12 protein-coding genes are annotated in these 16,792 nt (G+C 33.1%); 2 read left to right on the forward strand and 10 right to left on the reverse strand.

Translation table 11 applies throughout. The features are described from left to right. The 4 genes from UH7x_RS05900 to uvrC all read right to left on the reverse strand — a co-directional run bounded on the left by UH7x_RS05900 (position 1) and on the right by uvrC (position 6,491). On the reverse strand, positions 1-969 hold the full coding sequence (locus UH7x_RS05900; RefSeq protein ID WP_482362794.1) for a tryptophan 2,3-dioxygenase family protein: 969 nt from the start codon (positions 967-969) through the stop codon (positions 1-3). A 54-nt stretch (positions 970-1,023) separates the two neighbouring features. Continuing rightward, positions 1,024-1,875, reverse strand: coding sequence for a DUF3108 domain-containing protein (locus UH7x_RS05905; protein WP_482362795.1), 852 nt, complete (start codon positions 1,873-1,875; stop codon positions 1,024-1,026). Between the two features lie 540 nt (positions 1,876-2,415). After that, on the reverse strand, positions 2,416-4,680 hold the full coding sequence (locus UH7x_RS05910) for a patatin-like phospholipase family protein (RefSeq protein ID WP_482362796.1): 2,265 nt from the start codon (positions 4,678-4,680) through the stop codon (positions 2,416-2,418). A gap of 20 nt (positions 4,681-4,700) precedes the next feature. After that, a complete protein-coding gene (gene uvrC, locus UH7x_RS05915) occupies positions 4,701-6,491 on the reverse strand; it encodes an excinuclease ABC subunit UvrC (protein WP_482362797.1) in 1,791 nt (596 codons plus the stop codon). A 478-nt stretch (positions 6,492-6,969) separates the two neighbouring features. On the opposite strand from uvrC, the gene UH7x_RS05920 reads away from it, so the two are divergent. After that, positions 6,970-7,536: a 5-formyltetrahydrofolate cyclo-ligase gene (locus UH7x_RS05920; protein ID WP_482362798.1), complete on the forward strand. Its 567-nt coding sequence runs from the start codon at positions 6,970-6,972 to the stop codon at positions 7,534-7,536. Here UH7x_RS05920 and UH7x_RS05925 read toward each other — a convergent pair. The 4 genes from UH7x_RS05925 to ileS all read right to left on the reverse strand — a co-directional run bounded on the left by UH7x_RS05925 (position 7,515) and on the right by ileS (position 12,701). Continuing rightward, a complete protein-coding gene (locus tag UH7x_RS05925; protein WP_482362799.1) occupies positions 7,515-8,189 on the reverse strand; it encodes a lipoprotein signal peptidase in 675 nt (224 codons plus the stop codon). The two genes, UH7x_RS05920 and UH7x_RS05925, sit on opposite strands and share 22 nt — an antisense overlap. Before the next feature lie 46 nt (positions 8,190-8,235). Beyond that, positions 8,236-8,853 carry a hypothetical protein gene (locus UH7x_RS05930; protein ID WP_482362800.1) on the reverse strand — a complete coding sequence of 206 codons (618 nt, stop codon included), beginning with the start codon at positions 8,851-8,853 and terminating at the stop codon, positions 8,236-8,238. A 61-nt stretch (positions 8,854-8,914) separates the two neighbouring features. Then, positions 8,915-9,298 (reverse strand): TraR/DksA family transcriptional regulator, encoded by a 384-nt coding sequence (locus UH7x_RS05935; protein ID WP_482362801.1) that lies wholly within the window; start codon positions 9,296-9,298, stop codon positions 8,915-8,917. A 4-nt stretch (positions 9,299-9,302) separates the two neighbouring features. Beyond that, a complete protein-coding gene (gene ileS, locus UH7x_RS05940) occupies positions 9,303-12,701 on the reverse strand; it encodes an isoleucine--tRNA ligase (protein WP_482362802.1) in 3,399 nt (1,132 codons plus the stop codon). Positions 12,702-13,002: 301 nt separating this feature from the next. On the opposite strand from ileS, the gene UH7x_RS05945 reads away from it, so the two are divergent. Continuing rightward, positions 13,003-13,452 carry a hypothetical protein gene (locus UH7x_RS05945; RefSeq protein ID WP_482362803.1) on the forward strand — a complete coding sequence of 150 codons (450 nt, stop codon included), beginning with the start codon at positions 13,003-13,005 and terminating at the stop codon, positions 13,450-13,452. A 74-nt stretch (positions 13,453-13,526) separates the two neighbouring features. Here the strand turns inward: UH7x_RS05945 and UH7x_RS05950 are convergent, their stop codons facing one another. Further along, a complete protein-coding gene (locus UH7x_RS05950) occupies positions 13,527-15,938 on the reverse strand; it encodes a TonB-dependent receptor (protein ID WP_482362804.1) in 2,412 nt (803 codons plus the stop codon). Then, a complete protein-coding gene (gene recO, locus UH7x_RS05955; RefSeq protein ID WP_482362805.1) occupies positions 15,938-16,657 on the reverse strand; it encodes a DNA repair protein RecO in 720 nt (239 codons plus the stop codon). Before recO ends, UH7x_RS05950 begins: the two co-directional genes overlap by 1 nt. Positions 16,658-16,792 lie beyond the last annotated feature (135 nt).

Below are 16,792 nucleotides of genomic sequence, written 5' to 3' on the forward strand. Positions count from 1 at the left end.
TTACTTTTTTAGTTTATCAGGGTTAAAGATATGGTCAACCCACTCTTTCCCCCAATTATTTAACTCTTCTTTTGTATAAATACTTGGAAAGAAAACAACTTTCTGAAAGCTAGGTGGTAAATAAGTCTTCCAATTTGTACCTCCAGTGGCTTCTATTTCGCCGCTTTCATGGCCGAGATATCTATGAGCAGAACCCATATGCATTAAAGGCCAATTAATATTTGCGTTCATATCCAATGTCTTTAACGCTTTTATTAGTTCTTTATTATTCTTTTTATCCTCTGGCAACTGCAGATATTTATCGTAAATAGTAGCATTTTTTACCTGTTTTGCTGTACGCACAAGCCTAGGCGTATATCGGTATTCAAATTGCTTTAATGTTAAAGTTTTTTCACCCGTATCTACATCTGTAGCTCCACGCTTCCAATAAATATTCTCGTATAAATCTTCGAGTGTATCTTCACCTGTAAATTTTTCATGAATGGTATGATGTACTAGGTTTTCTAATGGTGCCGAATAAATCTCAATCATTCGGTATTGCACAGATTGAAATCCGCTTGCAGGCAAAAGCGCCATTCTAAATTTCAAAAACTGTTCGCGCTCCATTCCTTTTATCATAATATAAAAAGAAGAAATCAATGATTCAAAATAACTATTTATTCTACGCGCTTTCTCGATAATAAAATCAATATTTTGTGATTTATCGTCTACCAGCTGCTTTTGTTCATGCAGAATAAGCTTAAAGAAAAGCTCAGTAATCTGATGGTACATTATAAAAATTTCTTCATCAGGGAAATACGTTCGTGGAACCTGTAGGCTAAGAAGGGTGTCTAAGTGTATATAATCCCAATAAGTAAGGTAGCGCTGATGTAGTAAGCCGTCTAGATAAGAATTAACATCTTGACCTGAGTCTTTATACTTCTCTTCAAGTTTCGAAATCTGGGAATCAATACGATTCTTGTCTTTCATCTTAAATTTTATAATTGCTATAAGAAACCAAATTTAGCAATTAGTAATTTAAGTTTAATCCATTATAATTTTAAACTGATGCTTTAGTCCATTATATTGATCTAAATCAGCTTTAATAGACCCGACAGCTAAATCAGCTTTAATACGTATTGGCAGCTTATTCTTGTCTGCAGAAACCCATAAAGAAAGGCTTTCTTGTTCTTTAAACACTCTACCAGATTGAACATAAGGTCTAAATTTGAAGCATTTAACCTTCCCAAACTTTGTTTTTACAATCTCATCACCAAGGTACTTTAATTTAAAATTGAAGATGCCATCATCATCATAAAGCATTTTTAATGTAATCGATTCTCCTTGAACTAAGTCTTTTGGCTCGTAAAAATTTCTAAGATAATAAAATGCAGAAATAAGGTCTTGAATACTGTCTTGAAGCTCAAATTCTTTCTTAAACTTATTCTTTTTATCGTTTAAAACAGCTTTTTCATTACTATGGTCAAAATCAATTTCGACATCTTTTGTATAACCACCTTCGTCAATTTTTCGAACAAACTTATAAGGCTTACCTTCTTCTTTGTCAAAATAGCTTTCATAACGATCGTCTACGTTAAAAAAGATACTGGCAAAACCAGAAGTACGTCCTTTACCTACTACATGATAAACTGATTTACCATCAATTTCGGCATTTTTTACTTGAAGTGTAGCATAACTTGCATTTAAGAAACCATAATGCAATCTAAATTTCAACCATTCACCAGGTTTAAAAGCCGAGTCCTTTTTTTCAAATTTCTTTTTATTTTCAGGCTTCAGCTGCGTTGTGTTCATAGCCAAATCACCACCAGAATAACTATCTTGTGCATTGACCGCTAAGCCAATAGATAATAAAAAAAGTAAAATAAACTTCTTCATAGCTTTAGAAATTAGACTAAAATTAAACAATGTGCATTAAATTCTAGTATTGTCACTGTTATTAAAACAAAATTTATTCCAAAGTATTGTTCTATTCATTTAAAATTGATTCCGGGGGTATTTACTATTAGAAAAAATGATTTATATAAAAAAAGCCCAGTCTTTAAAACTGGGCTTTTCCTAAATAACCAACCAAACTTTAAATTATGAAAAACCAATACTTAAAGTTGTAAGGGAACCACCCCTTACTCCTACAAATTTACAGCAAAGTTTAATTCAAAAAAGGCTTTTAACTTACTTTAACTAAAGCCTTAACATAATTTGGCGCAAAAGCATCAAATTTTAGAATTAATTAAGAAAAACAGGGGTATAAGGGCCGAAATAACTAACGGATTTTTAGCCTTCAAAATGATTTTAAATCATTAAAGACCAAAAGAAAGAATCACTAATATTTACTTAAAAAAGCATCTGCAAGCAAAACGACTTTCAATTTTGCAGAAACACCAATAAAAACTATAGCGTGGCATATTTATAAAGCAATTAAAACCAGTACCCTATACTAAAAAAGAAATTACCCTCATTTTGCTCCGGGGTCCAAGAATAAAACACTTGCATTGGCCCAATTAAAGATTCTATACCGTAACCAAGTGCATAACCTGAGTAATTTGGCGCTGTAAACCAATCGCCTGTTCGAAACAAATCATCATCAACATTCGCAAAATTTGCAGCAAACATTACGTGATTCTTAGGCGCTATTTCTAAATCGAAACGAGCATAAGCTTTAACAAAACTATTACCAGGTAAAGCAATAAAATCATATCCAAAAAATGGTCTAAGATTATTAATTAAATCATTGCCATAACCTCCTAAAACAAAGTCCATAGCTGTAACTGGCGAAGTACCTAATTTAAAACCGCCTTCAGTTTCAATATTTAATGAGAGATTATCTAACAGCGAAAATGCTGAACCTAACCTCGCTTTTGCCACTGAAAACTCTCTGAAATTATTATTGAAATCTGATGAAAAAAGATACACATGAAAATCACCATCAAAAAACAATCCTTTTGAAGGAAAATATTTATCATCATAAGTGTCTAATGTTAGCTGACCATACATGCTATAAAAACTACTTTTTTCAAAAATAGTTTTGCCGTCTTCAATTCTTAAATCTTCCGGTAACTGATCGGCGCTTCCTTCTCCTAATGTTTTTGTACTATATTTTAAATATTTATGTTCCGCTCCCAATCGAAATGCAAATTCTTCTTTTAATACTGTTTGCACATAAATTTGATTAGTAAAATCAGTAAAATCTAAGTTTATATTATTGATAATTAGACCTGACCCAACATTAAAATTAGATTGAACCAAATCGTAATTAACTTCATGTTTAAAATCGTTGAAGCGCGAATTAAAGCCAAAACTCCAATATGGTCCTTTGTCTACAAAGTATTGAAGATTATAACGGATGTTATCACCAAAAATAAAATCGAAAGACCCAACATCATCTTTCATGAACAAATTTTTATGCGAAATATTTACTAAGGCAGACGTCTTATACAAATCGTCATAATGCCCACTTAATCTCAAATAAGTTTTGGTTGTATTTTCTCTTAAATCAATAACAAGGTCAACACCATCACCATTAGTTAACAATTCATACCTAATAGTTTTAAAGTTATCTGTTGCAGACAAATTATTAATACCCTGTTGGAGTTTTTCAAATGTAATTTTTTCATTATTCTCAAAACGCAATTTTCCTTTCACATAACCACTGGTATAACTCTCATTTCCCTTAAGTACAACTTGCTTAATAATTAAGCTATCTGTTGCGCTTTTGGACTCCACCCTTTTTCTAATCCAGTCTTGTTCATTAGCTATTTTTTCTAATTCAGTTAGTCGGTCTTGAGCTGCTTGCACCCCACTATCAATAATTTTAGTGCTAGAATCAAAATCTACAACTGTATAATTCGTTATTTCCGGTTTAATGTAAACATCTGTTTTTTCTACCTTATCAATCATATCAACTGCAGACCTATAATTATTGATTTGAAGCAAGATTTCTGTTGCAGATAAAAGTCCATCACGATCTAAAAGCCCTTGTTGCACATCTACACCAATAATAATATCAGCACCCATTTTACGAACCTCTTCAATTGGGTAATTATTCACGACTCCACCGTCAATTAAAATTTGATCCCCTATTGGCGCGGGTTCAAAAAGCGAAGGAAAAGTACCACTGGCCATAATAGCTTCAGGCAAATAACCACGATCTAACAAAACCTCTTCACCAGTTTCTACATTAGTAGCAATACATAAAAATGGAATAGGTAATTTGCTAAAATCTCCAACATCCTTAACATGGTATAATACGCGTACTAATTCGCTATAAATATTTTGCCCTCCAGAATAGGCCGTTGGAAAAGAAAGTTTGAAATTATTAAATGGTAAGGTTAATGCATATTTTTCCGATGCCGATTTCTCATAGAATGATTTAGCACCACGAGGGATATTATCTTCTATTAAATCTGGAAAATCTAAACTCCTAAACAACGAATCTAATTGTTTTGCATTGTAACCAGAAGCATATAAACCACCGACAATTGCACCCATACTAGTACCACCAATATAATCAACTTTAATGCCCGCGGCTTCAATCACCTTTAAAGCTCCAATATGTGCCAAACCTTTGGCACCACCTCCACTTAAAACAACACCAACCTTCAGGTCTTTTTTCTCAATTACAGATTGAGCATAACTTTGGCTAACAATTATAAAAAGCAAACTAAGAAATAGTAATCTAGCCATATAAATAGTGAACGTATAAACTAATGAAAAGTTTTATAAATATTTTTCGCTTTTGCCATACCTACTGTACTCGCCAAATCTTCTAAAGAAGCCTCTTTAATTCGCTTTACAGATTTGAATTGTTTCAAAAGGTCCTGCGCTGTTTTTTCACCAACACCATCAATCGCTTCTAAAGCAGAATTTATTGCTGCTTTACTTCTCAATTGTCGGTGAAAGGTAATACCAAAACGGTGGGCTTCATTCCGCAATTGCTGAATTATTTTTAAACTTTCAGATTTTTTGTCAAGATAAAGAGGTATTGGATCTTCTGGAAAATAAATTTCTTCAAGTCTTTTTGCTATTCCTACTATTGCAATTTTACCACGCAAACCAAGTATATCTAAACTTTTAACGGCAGAAGATAATTGCCCTTTACCACCATCTATAACTATTAATTGAGGCAAATCTGCCTCTTCATTAATTAGCCGTTTATATCTCCTGTAGACTACTTCTTCCATGGAGGCAAAATCATCTGGCCCAACTACAGTCTTTATATTATACTTTCGATACTCTTTCTTAGCCGGTTTCCCGTTAAGAAAAACAACACATGCAGCAACAGGGTTTGTTCCTTGAATATTACTATTATCAAAACACTCAATATGGCGTGGTTCTTCAGAAAGACGAAGGTCTTTTTTCATTTGTGCCATTATACGATTGGTATGTCGGTCTGGATCAATTATTTTAATTTGTTTAAATCTATCTTGTCTGTAAAATTTAGCATTTCGTTCCGATAATTCTAAAATTCGTTTTTTATCCCCCGTCTTTGGGATTCGAATTTTCAATTCTGGGTCTACAGATACTTCAAAAGGCAAATACAAGATTTTAGAATGCGAATTAAAACGTTGTCTAATTTCTATAATTGCCATTTGTAATAACTCTTTGTCTGCTTCATCTAATTTCTTTTTCATTTCCAAGGTATGCGATCGAATGACCGCTCCATGTGAAATTTGCAAAAAGTTTACATAAGCAAATTCTGCATCAGAAATAATGGTAAAAACATCAACATTATTAATTTTTGGATTGACAATTGTAGACTTAACTTGATAGTTTTCAAGTACTTCAATTTTTTCTTTTATTTGCTGTGCTTCTTCATAAAGTCTTCTATCGGCCAAGGAAATCATTTGCTTTTTAAAATAATGCAAAGAAGATTTAAAATTTCCTTTAATTATATCACGTATATCGTTAACCTGCTGCTGATATTCCTCTTCTGTTTGCAACCCTTCACATGGACCTTTACAGTTACCTAGGTGATATTCTAAGCATACTTTATATTTACCATCAGCAATCTTTTTCTCTGAAAGATCGTAATTACATGTTCGTAAGGGATAAACCCCTTTTATCAAATCTAATAAAACCCGAACAGTATGCATATTAGTAAACGGACCGAAATACTCAGAACCATCTTTAATATATCTTCGAGTAGGAAATATTCTAGGAAAGCGTTCTTTTTTTATACATATCCATGGATAGCTTTTATCATCCTTTAAAAGTACATTGTATTTTGGCTGATACTTCTTAATAAGATTGTTTTCAAGCAATAATGCATCAGTCTCGGTATTAACAACAATATGTTTTATTGAATTAATGTGTTTAACTAAAATTCTTGTCTTACCATTCTCATGGTTTTTATTAAAATATGAAGAGACACGTTTTTTTAAATTTTTAGCTTTACCAACGTATAAAATTTTATCATCTTTATTATAGAATTGATAAACTCCAGGATCATTTGGCAGGACACTTATCTGTATTTTAAGGGAGTCTTTTTGAGGCATGTGTAATAAACAAAATCTCTTTAACAGTCTAGAATGTTAAATTACTACGTTTTTTTAATCTCTGCAGGGTGTTTACGAGTTTTTAACGTTGTCGCAAACTAATTGTACAATACAAAATTATCAATAATTCAGTTTTCACAAGCAATTAATCAATGCACCAACATATAAACAAAGATGAAATAATTAAAAAATATCAGTTAAAAATTCTATAAAATTTGGCATAGAAATAGCACAAAAGTTAACAAAAAACTAAAAGTGTGCATTTCATCGATAAAAAGTTGCAGTTAATGGGGTTTTAACGATTTATTTTATTTACATTTAGCCATATCAATAACAAATAGCATGGACAAATACTTTATTATATTAGGACTTTATTTAGTCTTAATGGTTTGCTTCAAACTTTATTTCTCTTCGTCAGTTAAAGAAATAGAATAGCAAATTTTTTATTCCCCGAAATAAGTTAGTTCAATCTAAAATCATGAATAAAGAAGATTTAAGATTAGACTTTAAAAAACGCAGAAAAAATAGCTCACCACAATTTTTGGCGAACGCTAGTCTAAGCATTGCCAATAACGCTCTAAAAATTCCGATTTGGGAATCTGATTTCTATCACATTTTTCTACCTATTTCCAATCACAAAGAACCCGACACCTCATTTTTACTTTCTGTTTTACAAGGTAAAGACAAGAATATTGTACTTCCAAAAGTATATAACCAAAAGTTAAAGCACTTTTTACTTACAGATAACACAAGATTAAAGAATAGTGAACTTAATATTCCCGAACCCATAAACGGAATTGAAATTGCAATAAAAAAAATTGATGTGGTTTTCGTACCGCTATTAGCATTTGACAGCTTCGGTAACCGTGTTGGGTATGGCAAAGGTTATTATGATAGTTTCTTAGCTAACTGTAGACCAGATACAATTAAGGTGGGTCTTTCATTCTTTGAACCAGTTACTATTATTAGTGATGTTTATGAGAAGGATATTCCACTAGATTATTGCATTACGCCTGAAAAGAACTATTCATTCGTAGCTAAGTAATCGTCTTCCGTTTTGGCAATGGCATTGTCAATTTCTTCTTCAGGCTCTCCGAAAACTCTTTTATTAAACACTATTAAGATACCCACACCTGTACTAATTGCGGTATCAGCAATATTAAAAACAGGTTCAAAAAATCTAAATCGACTACCGCCAAAATAAGGAATCCATTCTGGCCATGTAGTATCAACCATAGGAAAATAAAGCATATCTACCACTTTGCCATAAAATATACTCCCATAAGGTTCGTCTGAAAAAAGAGTGGCTACATTACCATTACTGGCATCGAATAAAACTCCATAAAAGACAGAATCCAAAATATTACCTAAGGCACCAGCAAAAATCAAACAAACTGCTAATATATAAGTCTTTGAAGTTTGCTTTTTAATGATATCAAACAGCCAATATCCTATTCCGACAATTGCAAACAATCTAAATATAGTAAGCACAAGTTTACCTGCATTATCTGAAATAGGTAAGATGTCACTTAATTTAGCACCCCATGCTGCTCCTTCATTCTCAATAAAAAGAATTTTAAACCAATTGAATACATCTACAGACTCCCCTAAAACAAAATTAGTTTTGATATAAAACTTACTGACTTGGTCAATAATTAAAATCAAGATAATTAGCAAAATTGACTTTTTTAGTCCCATATTCAAATATTATCGGCAAAAATAACCCTTTAATTACAATTTTAAATTATTCACTTTTCACTAAATGAATATCCCCAGTAGTTGTTTTCAAAATAAAAGAATTCACTCCAACCGGAATATCATTTTTTTGAACATTACCATACTTACTACTTGCAATTATTTCTCCATTATCAGCTGTGACATTAATATCACCACTTTGTGTTGTAACCATAGCGTTATGCGACACTTTGTTCAGATTACACACCCCATCATTTAAAGTAACTTTTAAATGTTTATAAATTCCAGCAGCAAAAATATTACAACTCGTACCATTCACCTGTAAATTATGATTCTCTGGTACGCTAATGTCTAACGAAATAGAAACAACTTTATGCGCACTTAATTTATCGTTGGGGTTTATAAAGTTTGGGGTAAAACCCGCACTTACAATAACATTAGAACCATCTTCCTTTACATTAAGGATTAAATCTTTACTATATTCTCCATCTATAGTAGCTTGCAGCAATAATTCATCTGTGGCTGAAGTCTTTAAATTAATTCTAAAACAATTACGCGCATCAATTTCAATGGCATCAATATCATTATTTATAATAGTTTTTTTTACAATCTTCTGAGCACTCAAGAGATTGATAGAGAAAAAAATAAGTAAGATGAATTTACGCATAAATCAAAAAAAAACCTGCAAGATTACATCTTTGCAGGTTTAAGTATTATTAAAGACAATTTTACTTCTGCATATTTTTAGCTTCAATACTCAGCGTTGCATGCGGCACAAGTAAAAGGCGATCTTTATTAATTAATTTACCCGTTACGCGACATACACCATAGGTTTTATTTTCTATGCGCAACAAAGCGTTTTTTAGGTCTCGAATAAATTTTTCTTGTCGAATAGCTAATTGTGTATTCGCTTCTTTACTCATTGTTTGTGATCCTTCTTCAAAAGCTTTAAACGTAGGCGAAGTATCGTCAGTGCCATTATTTCCATCATTCATATATGAACTTTTTAAAAGTTCTAGGTGGCTTTTAGCTTTCTCAATCTTCTCCTCGATTACAACTCTGAACTCCTCCAAGTTTTTGTCAGAATATCTGACTTTTAAGTCGTCTGCCATTTTTTTAGTGTTTTTCGATAAATAATTTCGTTTTTACTTCATCGAAGGCTATTTCTGTGCCTTCCTTCAATTTCTCCTCAAAAATAAGGTCTGCAGTTAATGTTTCTGTTTTGATATAGTTAATATTACTTTCAACGGCCTTTTCTACAAACCCATCTTTTAATATTTTTATATCAATTTTATCAGTAACCTCATAACCCGACTCTTTTCTAATATTTTGAATTCTATTTACTAATTCTCTAGCAATACCTTCTTTTCTTAGGTCTTCATCTATTGAAACATCAAGTGCAACAGTTAACGCACCTGAGCTAGCAACTAACCATCCTTCAATATCTTGAGAGGTTATCTCTACATCTTGTAACTGTAAATTAATAACTTTATTTCCAATATTGAGCGAAATTTCGCCTTCTTGTTCTATTTTTTGGATATCCTCCGGACCAAATGCACTAACACTTTGTGCTATTTGCTTCATTTCTTTGCCATATTTAGGGCCTAAAACCTTAAAATTCGGCTTAATTTGTTTCACCAGAATATTAGAAGCATCGTCTAAAAGCTCTATTTCTTTAACATTCACCTCAGACTTAATTAACTCAGAAACCGCTTCTATATCTTCCTTTTGTTGTTGATTAAGAATAGGAATCATAATTCTTTTTAGCGGTTGACGAACCTTTATACGTTCTTTCTGACGGATAGACAGTACTAATGAAGAAATAGTTTGCGCTTTTTCCATTTTACGTTCCAAAGCAACATCTATAAATGATTCGTCACATACTGGAAAGTTTGATAAGTGAACACTTTCAAATTCTTCTTGCTCAGTTGTAGCAATCAAATCTTTATACAATCGGTCCATAAAAAACGGAGCTACAGGCGCTGATAATTTAGCAACGGTAAGCAAACATGTATATAAAGTTTGATAAGCTGATATTTTATCTTCTTGATAGTCACCTTTCCAAAAACGTCTTCTACATAGGCGCACATACCAATTACTTAAATTTTCTTGTACAAAATTTGATATAGCTCTTGTTGCTCTTGTTGGCTCGTAATCACCGTAAGCTTCATCCACATTTTTTATTAATGTATGAAGTTCTGATAAGATCCAACGATCTATTTCAGGCCGTTTTTCTAATGGCACATCGGCCTCGGCATATTTAAATTCATCAATATTAGCGTAAAGCGCGAAGAAAGAATAAGTATTATAAAGGGTACCAAAGAATTTTCTTTTGACCTCAACAATACCATCTATATCAAACTTTAAGTTATCCCAAGGGTTGGCATTAGAAATCATGTACCAACGCGTAGCATCTGGCCCATGTGCATTCATTGTTTCAAAAGGGTCTGCAGCATTACCAAGGCGTTTAGACATCTTCTTTCCTTCCTTATCCAAAACTAACCCGTTCGAAACCACATTTTCATAGGCTACAGAATCAAAAACCATAGTAGCAATGGCATGTAGGGTGTAAAACCAACCTCTTGTCTGATCAACACCTTCGGCAATAAAATTAGCAGGAAAAGTCTCTCTTTTATTTATTAAATCGGCATTTTCGAATGGATAATGCCATTGTGCATACGGCATTGAGCCACTATCAAACCAAACATCTATAAGATCACTTTCACGTTTCATTGGCTTTCCAGACTCAGAAACTAAAGTTATTTGGTCAACAATATTTTTATGCAAATCTATTTTATCATAATTAGCTTCAGACATATCACCGACAACAAAATCTTCAAAAATATCTTTCTCTAAAACACCTGCTTTAACAGCTTTAGTCATTTCAGCTTTAAGCTCCGCTACAGAACCAATCATCATTTCTTCAGTGCCATCTTCAGTACGCCAAATAGGCAAAGGAATTCCCCAATACCGCGATCGCGATAAATTCCAATCGTTAGCATTTGCTAACCAGTTACCAAACCTACCTTCACCTGTTGCTTTAGGTTTCCAATTAATGGTTTTATTTAAATCGAACATTTTGTCTTTCACATCCGATATCTTAATAAACCAAGAGTCTAATGGGTAATATAATATTGGCTTATCTGTACGCCAGCAGTTAGGATAGCTATGTACATATTTTTCAACTTTAAATGCCTTATTCTCTTCTTTAAGTCGAATTGCTATCTCCACATCAACAGAACGGTCTGGAGCCTCACCATCCTCATAATATTCATTTTTTACATATTTTCCTGCTAATTCATCCATTTCTGGCCTAAACTTACCCTTTAGGTCAACAAGTGGCACAGGATTTGAGTTTTCATCTAAAACTAAAAGTGGTGGTATAGGTGGTACAGCCTTCTGAGCTACAAACATATCATCAGCACCAAAGGTTGGCGCAGTATGTACAATACCAGTACCATCTTCAGTAGTCACAAAATCACCTTCAATTATTCTAAATGCATTTTCTGCATCATCGTAGGGCAAAGCATAATCAAGTAGTTGTTCATATCTAGCACCTACTAAGTCTTTACCAACAAATTCTTTAACTATATAAAATGGTATTTTTTTATCCCCAGAATTGTATTCCAATAAATCAGATTTTTCTTCAACCTGAACAAATTTTCCAGCAAATTGTTTTGAAACCAGACTTTTTGCCAATACAACATTCATTGGTTGAAAAGTATATTGATTGTAAGTTTCAACTAAAACATAATCAATTTTTGGCCCTACCGTCAAAGCTGTGTTCGAAGGAAGTGTCCATGGAGTAGTAGTCCATGCTAAAAAGAAAATTGTTCCTTCATTTTTTAGAAAATCAGGTAAAGACTCTTCCACAGCCTTAAATTGAGCAACAACAGTGGTGTCTGTAACATCTTGATACGTTCCGGGTTGATTTAATTCATGTGAGCTTAAACCGGTACCTGCTTTAGGTGAATACGGTTGAATGGTATACCCTTTATAAATTAGGTTTTTATTATAAATCTGTTTAAGCAGCCACCAAACAGTTTCCATATATTTAGACTTGTAGGTAATATATGGGTCTTCCATGTCTACCCAATACCCAACTTTTTCTGTCATCTCGTTCCAAACATCAGTATAACGCATCACAGCCTTTTTACATGCTGCATTATACTCTTCAACAGAAATTTTCTTGCCTATATCTTCTTTTGTAATTCCAAGTTCTTTTTCAACACCTAATTCTATTGGCAAACCATGTGTATCCCATCCGGCTTTTCGTTTAACCTGAAAACCTTTCATGGTTTTATATCGTGGGAATATATCTTTTATAGTCCGTGCCATTACATGATGAATACCTGGCATTCCATTAGCAGAAGGAGGACCTTCATAAAAAACATAACTTTCTTTACCCTCTCGAGTAGTAACACTTTTTTCAAAAATGTCATTCGTTTTCCAATAGCTTAATATTTCATCAGCTATATTGGGTAAATCTAATCCTTTGTATTCCGCGAACTTCATGTTTTTACTACTAAAATTAAGGCTGCAAAATTAGTGATTTTTTAAGGAAGTTAGTTGCTCAAATTAAAATCCACATCCCTTTTCTAATGGGTTTCAACAAATTATATAGTCTTGCAATTATTTGATACAATAAGCAAGCAACAACTAAAAAATAATAGCACCCTTTTAATGAGTTAAAATATTGATGAATTTTCACTTTAAATTTTAACAATTGAACATAAATTCATGTTAAAGCATCTAAATCTTATTCTCTTGCGTATATCCTATGATCATTAACAGTAAAACACTAATAACAAAACAAATGAAAAAAGTAATTTTAAGTTCGATTTTAATGATAGCTATGAGCGTATCATTCGTATCATGTAGAGAAGCTGCTGACAAAGCTAGTGAAGCAACTGAAGCTGCTGCTGACGCTGCAGAAGAAGCTGGTGAAGCTGTAGGCGATGCTGCTGAAGGCGCTATGGATAAAGCTGGAGATGCAGTAGATGCTGCTAAAGAAGCTGGTTCTGACGCCGTAGATGCTGCTGGAAATGCAGTTGACTCTGCTACAGATGCTGCTGGAAATGCTGTCGATTCTGCTAAAGACGCTGCTGGTAATGCTGTTGACTCTGCTAAAGATGCTGCTGGAAATGTAGTTGATAAAGCTAAGGCTGCAGGTGCTGATGCTAAAGATGCTGCTGGAAATGCAGTTGATAAAGCTAAAGGAGCTGCTAGCGATTTAAAACAGGACGCTAAAGATGCTGTTAACTAATTAGAACAGCTAAAATTTTTAAAGACCCCGACTTATTGCATAAGTCGGGGTTTTTTTTGGTTATGGGTCACCTATTAAAAGCTATAACCAAGCCCTATAATCAAACTTCTACCAGGTGCCGCAATACCCGAAGAATAGGTGCGATAGCGTTGATCTGTAATATTATCAAAGTTCAATGATACTTTCCAGTTATTATTGAAACTATACTGAGCTCTGGTATTTAGCGTATACCATGATGGAGAATATGGATTTCCTTCTTTATTCAGCGCATAGATATATGTTTTACTTTTCTCAGAAGAAGCTAAATCTTCATTTGAAATTTCTCCATTGTAGTTTAAGAATAAATCGGTTCGTAGTTTTTGGTTATTCCATAGTATATGAAAATCTCCAAAAGTAGGCGAAACATGCCTTGCAGGTGTCTCTGTACCGTCTGGTTCTTCTTCAATACCATCAGTGAAAGTTAAATTAGAAGACAATGAAAGGTTGTCCGTAAGAAAAGCTTCGAAACCCAATTCTACGCCATACACAAAAGCTTTAGCTGCATTTTGAATTGCCTGCACGTTGCTTAGCTCACCGTTATACATAATTTCAGTCTGTCCGTTAAATTCAAAATCCCGACGAACAAGAGCATCAACTAAATACGTGTAATAAGCAGCTGCTTTAAAAACAACCTTATCTTTAAAATTCTTTCGTACTCCAAATTCTGCATTATAGGCGTATTCTGGCTCCAAATCTAAATTAGGTACAACTACAGAACCAGGTTCAGAATCAAAAACTTTACCAATATCATCAACATTTGGTGATCTAAAACCTGTAGAACCATTTAGCGTCAGTTGTAAATCTGCTTTCGGAAACCAGCTAAAACCAATACTCCCTGTTAGTGCTCCATTATTCAAATTTGCATCGTCGAATGGAAAAGGATAGAAAGTTTTATCGAAAACTGCATTTAACCATACATGGCTATATCGCAAACCAGTAAGTAATGAAAAATTGGGTTTTGCTTTATATTCACCGTTAACATACCCCGCCAAGGTTTGCCAACTTGCTCCGTCTGGATACCGCGATGCTGCATCCATAATAATACTTGTTTCAATATTCCGCTGTTGACCCGTTGACCCTACTTTATTGTAAACATACTCACCGCCATAGTAAATTCTAGAATTTCCAACTTTCTTATTTTCAAAATCTATATTCAAAGAAAAAGCATCTACTTTCTCTTGTGTACTGAACAAGTCTAGTTCTTGAAAATTTCTATCATTTCTACTTTCTTCAAAGTGTTGGTAGGCAGCTGTCATTTTTAAGCCATCGTAAAATTTTCCTTTTCCAATCTGTTTCACCTGTAGATTACTCATAAACCATTTTTGCGGGCCGTAATACCATTCTGAAGAACGAAGACCAGTTCCATCTGAGGAAGGTCGAATTAATCTATCATACCTAGAATAATTTGTTGTTTCGGAATAATGAGTACCGAGTTTAAAATCCCAATTATTATTTGGTTTATATTCAATATTCTGCATCAAGTTAATCTGAGAATAACCTGTGGGTAACTGTTTTTTAGGATTATCATTAGCGATTTCAACATCCTCTCCTTCAATACGTTCTACATAACTATTTCTCAAATAAGAATCTGGGCCATGTTCTCCCATAATCATATCTCCATAATTATTGTAAGTTAAACTAGTTAAAAAAGCCCATTTCTTTTTACCGATATTAAAATCTGCATGTACCGTATTTTCACTATTTGCAGATGCGAAGCGGTAATTACCATTACCTAGTATTAAAAGACTATCGTTAGTAGAAAATTGTGGTTTTTTTGTATAAAAATTCATAACACCACCAATAGCATCACTACCATAAATCACAGATCCTGGGCCAAAAATAACTTCTGTATTTTTTACAGAAAAGGGATCTATAGAAATAATATTCTGAATATTACCACCCCTGAATATCGCATTATTCATACGTACTCCATCTACAGAAAGCAAAAGTCGATTAGTCGCAAAACCTCTAATCATAGGACTTCCACCTCCCATTTGACTTTTCTGAACAAATACTTTTCCACTACTTTGTAATAAATCTGCAGCTGTTTGCGGATTGGTAAATGCAATTTGTCTTGAATTAATAGATGTTGTTTTATGCGGAATATCTTTTTTCTGTTGTTCCCATTTAGAAACAGACATTATCACTTCCTCTAACTGTTCCGCTTTCATAACCAAATAAACAATACTTCGTTTGCGGATTATTGAGTTTTTTGTAATTCGCCTTACCTGATAACTTAAATGCTTAAAGGTAATTCGCTCATTATTACTAAATAGAGAGAGATTGCATTTACCATCGATGTCGGATATAGAAGTTTTTGAATGGTCCAGATTATAGACAGCAACATTGGCCACAGGCTCATTGGTATCACTATCTAAAATAGTAATCTCTTGGGCTATTGAAATTTTAAAGCACAAGAAAACAAAAAAGAATAAGGTCTTTTGCATCAACTAAATACTTCATTTAAAACAGCAAGTGATTTAGGTTTTCGAAATCCTTGTAAATGCAATTCATAATAAAGCACAATAGATTTCAATAATTCTTGCCTGTTGGTTTTCTTCATGGTTATCTCATGTATTGCATCAAAATTTGTGCCTAACAGCCTTTTGAACAACACTAAATTTTCATCGGTAATAAAAGAACTACCAGAAGGGAAATCAACAAAGACACCATCAACTAGATCAAAACAATTTGAAGCAAAGTTTTCTGTATCTGGATAAAAACCTAAATATTTAGTAAGGTTTAAAAGAAAAAACAAATGAAAATTTGCGATTCTATCATGATTATCAAGCCATTGCAATGAAGCTTCCAAGAATTGAAAAAGTTCACTATTAGATTCTTCTTCATGTATAGAATTACTCAACATTTCTGCTAGAAACAAAACCACAGAATTCTTATTCATTTCAGTATGTAACGACTGATAATGATATTCAACTTTTACATCTCTTATACTTTCTAGAGTACCTTTATTTTTATGGTTAGCATTAATTTCCAATTGCATTAGGGGTTGAAAATACGCCGCTTTAAGCTTTCCTTTCTTCGCAGTCAACACTCCTTTTAACAAATATGATTTTAACCCGTCTGAAGCCGTATAAATTCTAGAAATAAGGCTTGTGTCTCCAAATTTTAGAGCGGAAAGCACAATACCCTTTGTAGTTACTTGCATGAGTTTATTAGAGTTCTATGCAAAGATAACCTGAAAGTACGAAGTACTGGTTTAATATACCGAAGTTAAAAAAACCCATAGTTTGAAAACAACTATGGGTTCAATTTTTATAAAAAAATACTAACTATTTACATT

This window comes from Aurantibacter sp. UH7 (assembly GCF_056839165.1).

Excerpts from the sequence above, each read along its gene's own strand:
- UH7x_RS05945 (WP_482362803.1), top strand. The coding sequence starts at position 13,003 with ATGAAAAAAGTAATTTTAAGTTCGATTTTAATGATAGCTATGAGCGTA.
- recO (WP_482362805.1), bottom strand. The coding sequence starts at position 16,657 with ATGCAAGTAACTACAAAGGGTATTGTGCTTTCCGCTCTAAAATTTGGA.
- ileS (WP_482362802.1), bottom strand. The coding sequence starts at position 12,701 with ATGAAGTTCGCGGAATACAAAGGATTAGATTTACCCAATATAGCTGAT.
- UH7x_RS05905 (WP_482362795.1), bottom strand. The coding sequence starts at position 1,875 with ATGAAGAAGTTTATTTTACTTTTTTTATTATCTATTGGCTTAGCGGTC.
- uvrC (WP_482362797.1), bottom strand. The coding sequence starts at position 6,491 with ATGCCTCAAAAAGACTCCCTTAAAATACAGATAAGTGTCCTGCCAAAT.
- UH7x_RS05900 (WP_482362794.1), bottom strand. The coding sequence starts at position 969 with ATGAAAGACAAGAATCGTATTGATTCCCAGATTTCGAAACTTGAAGAG.
- UH7x_RS05925 (WP_482362799.1), bottom strand. The coding sequence starts at position 8,189 with ATGGGACTAAAAAAGTCAATTTTGCTAATTATCTTGATTTTAATTATT.
- UH7x_RS05930 (WP_482362800.1), bottom strand. The coding sequence starts at position 8,853 with ATGCGTAAATTCATCTTACTTATTTTTTTCTCTATCAATCTCTTGAGT.
- UH7x_RS05920 (WP_482362798.1), top strand. The coding sequence starts at position 6,970 with ATGAATAAAGAAGATTTAAGATTAGACTTTAAAAAACGCAGAAAAAAT.
- UH7x_RS05950 (WP_482362804.1), bottom strand. The coding sequence starts at position 15,938 with ATGCAAAAGACCTTATTCTTTTTTGTTTTCTTGTGCTTTAAAATTTCA.
- UH7x_RS05935 (WP_482362801.1), bottom strand. The coding sequence starts at position 9,298 with ATGGCAGACGACTTAAAAGTCAGATATTCTGACAAAAACTTGGAGGAG.
- UH7x_RS05910 (WP_482362796.1), bottom strand. The coding sequence starts at position 4,680 with ATGGCTAGATTACTATTTCTTAGTTTGCTTTTTATAATTGTTAGCCAA.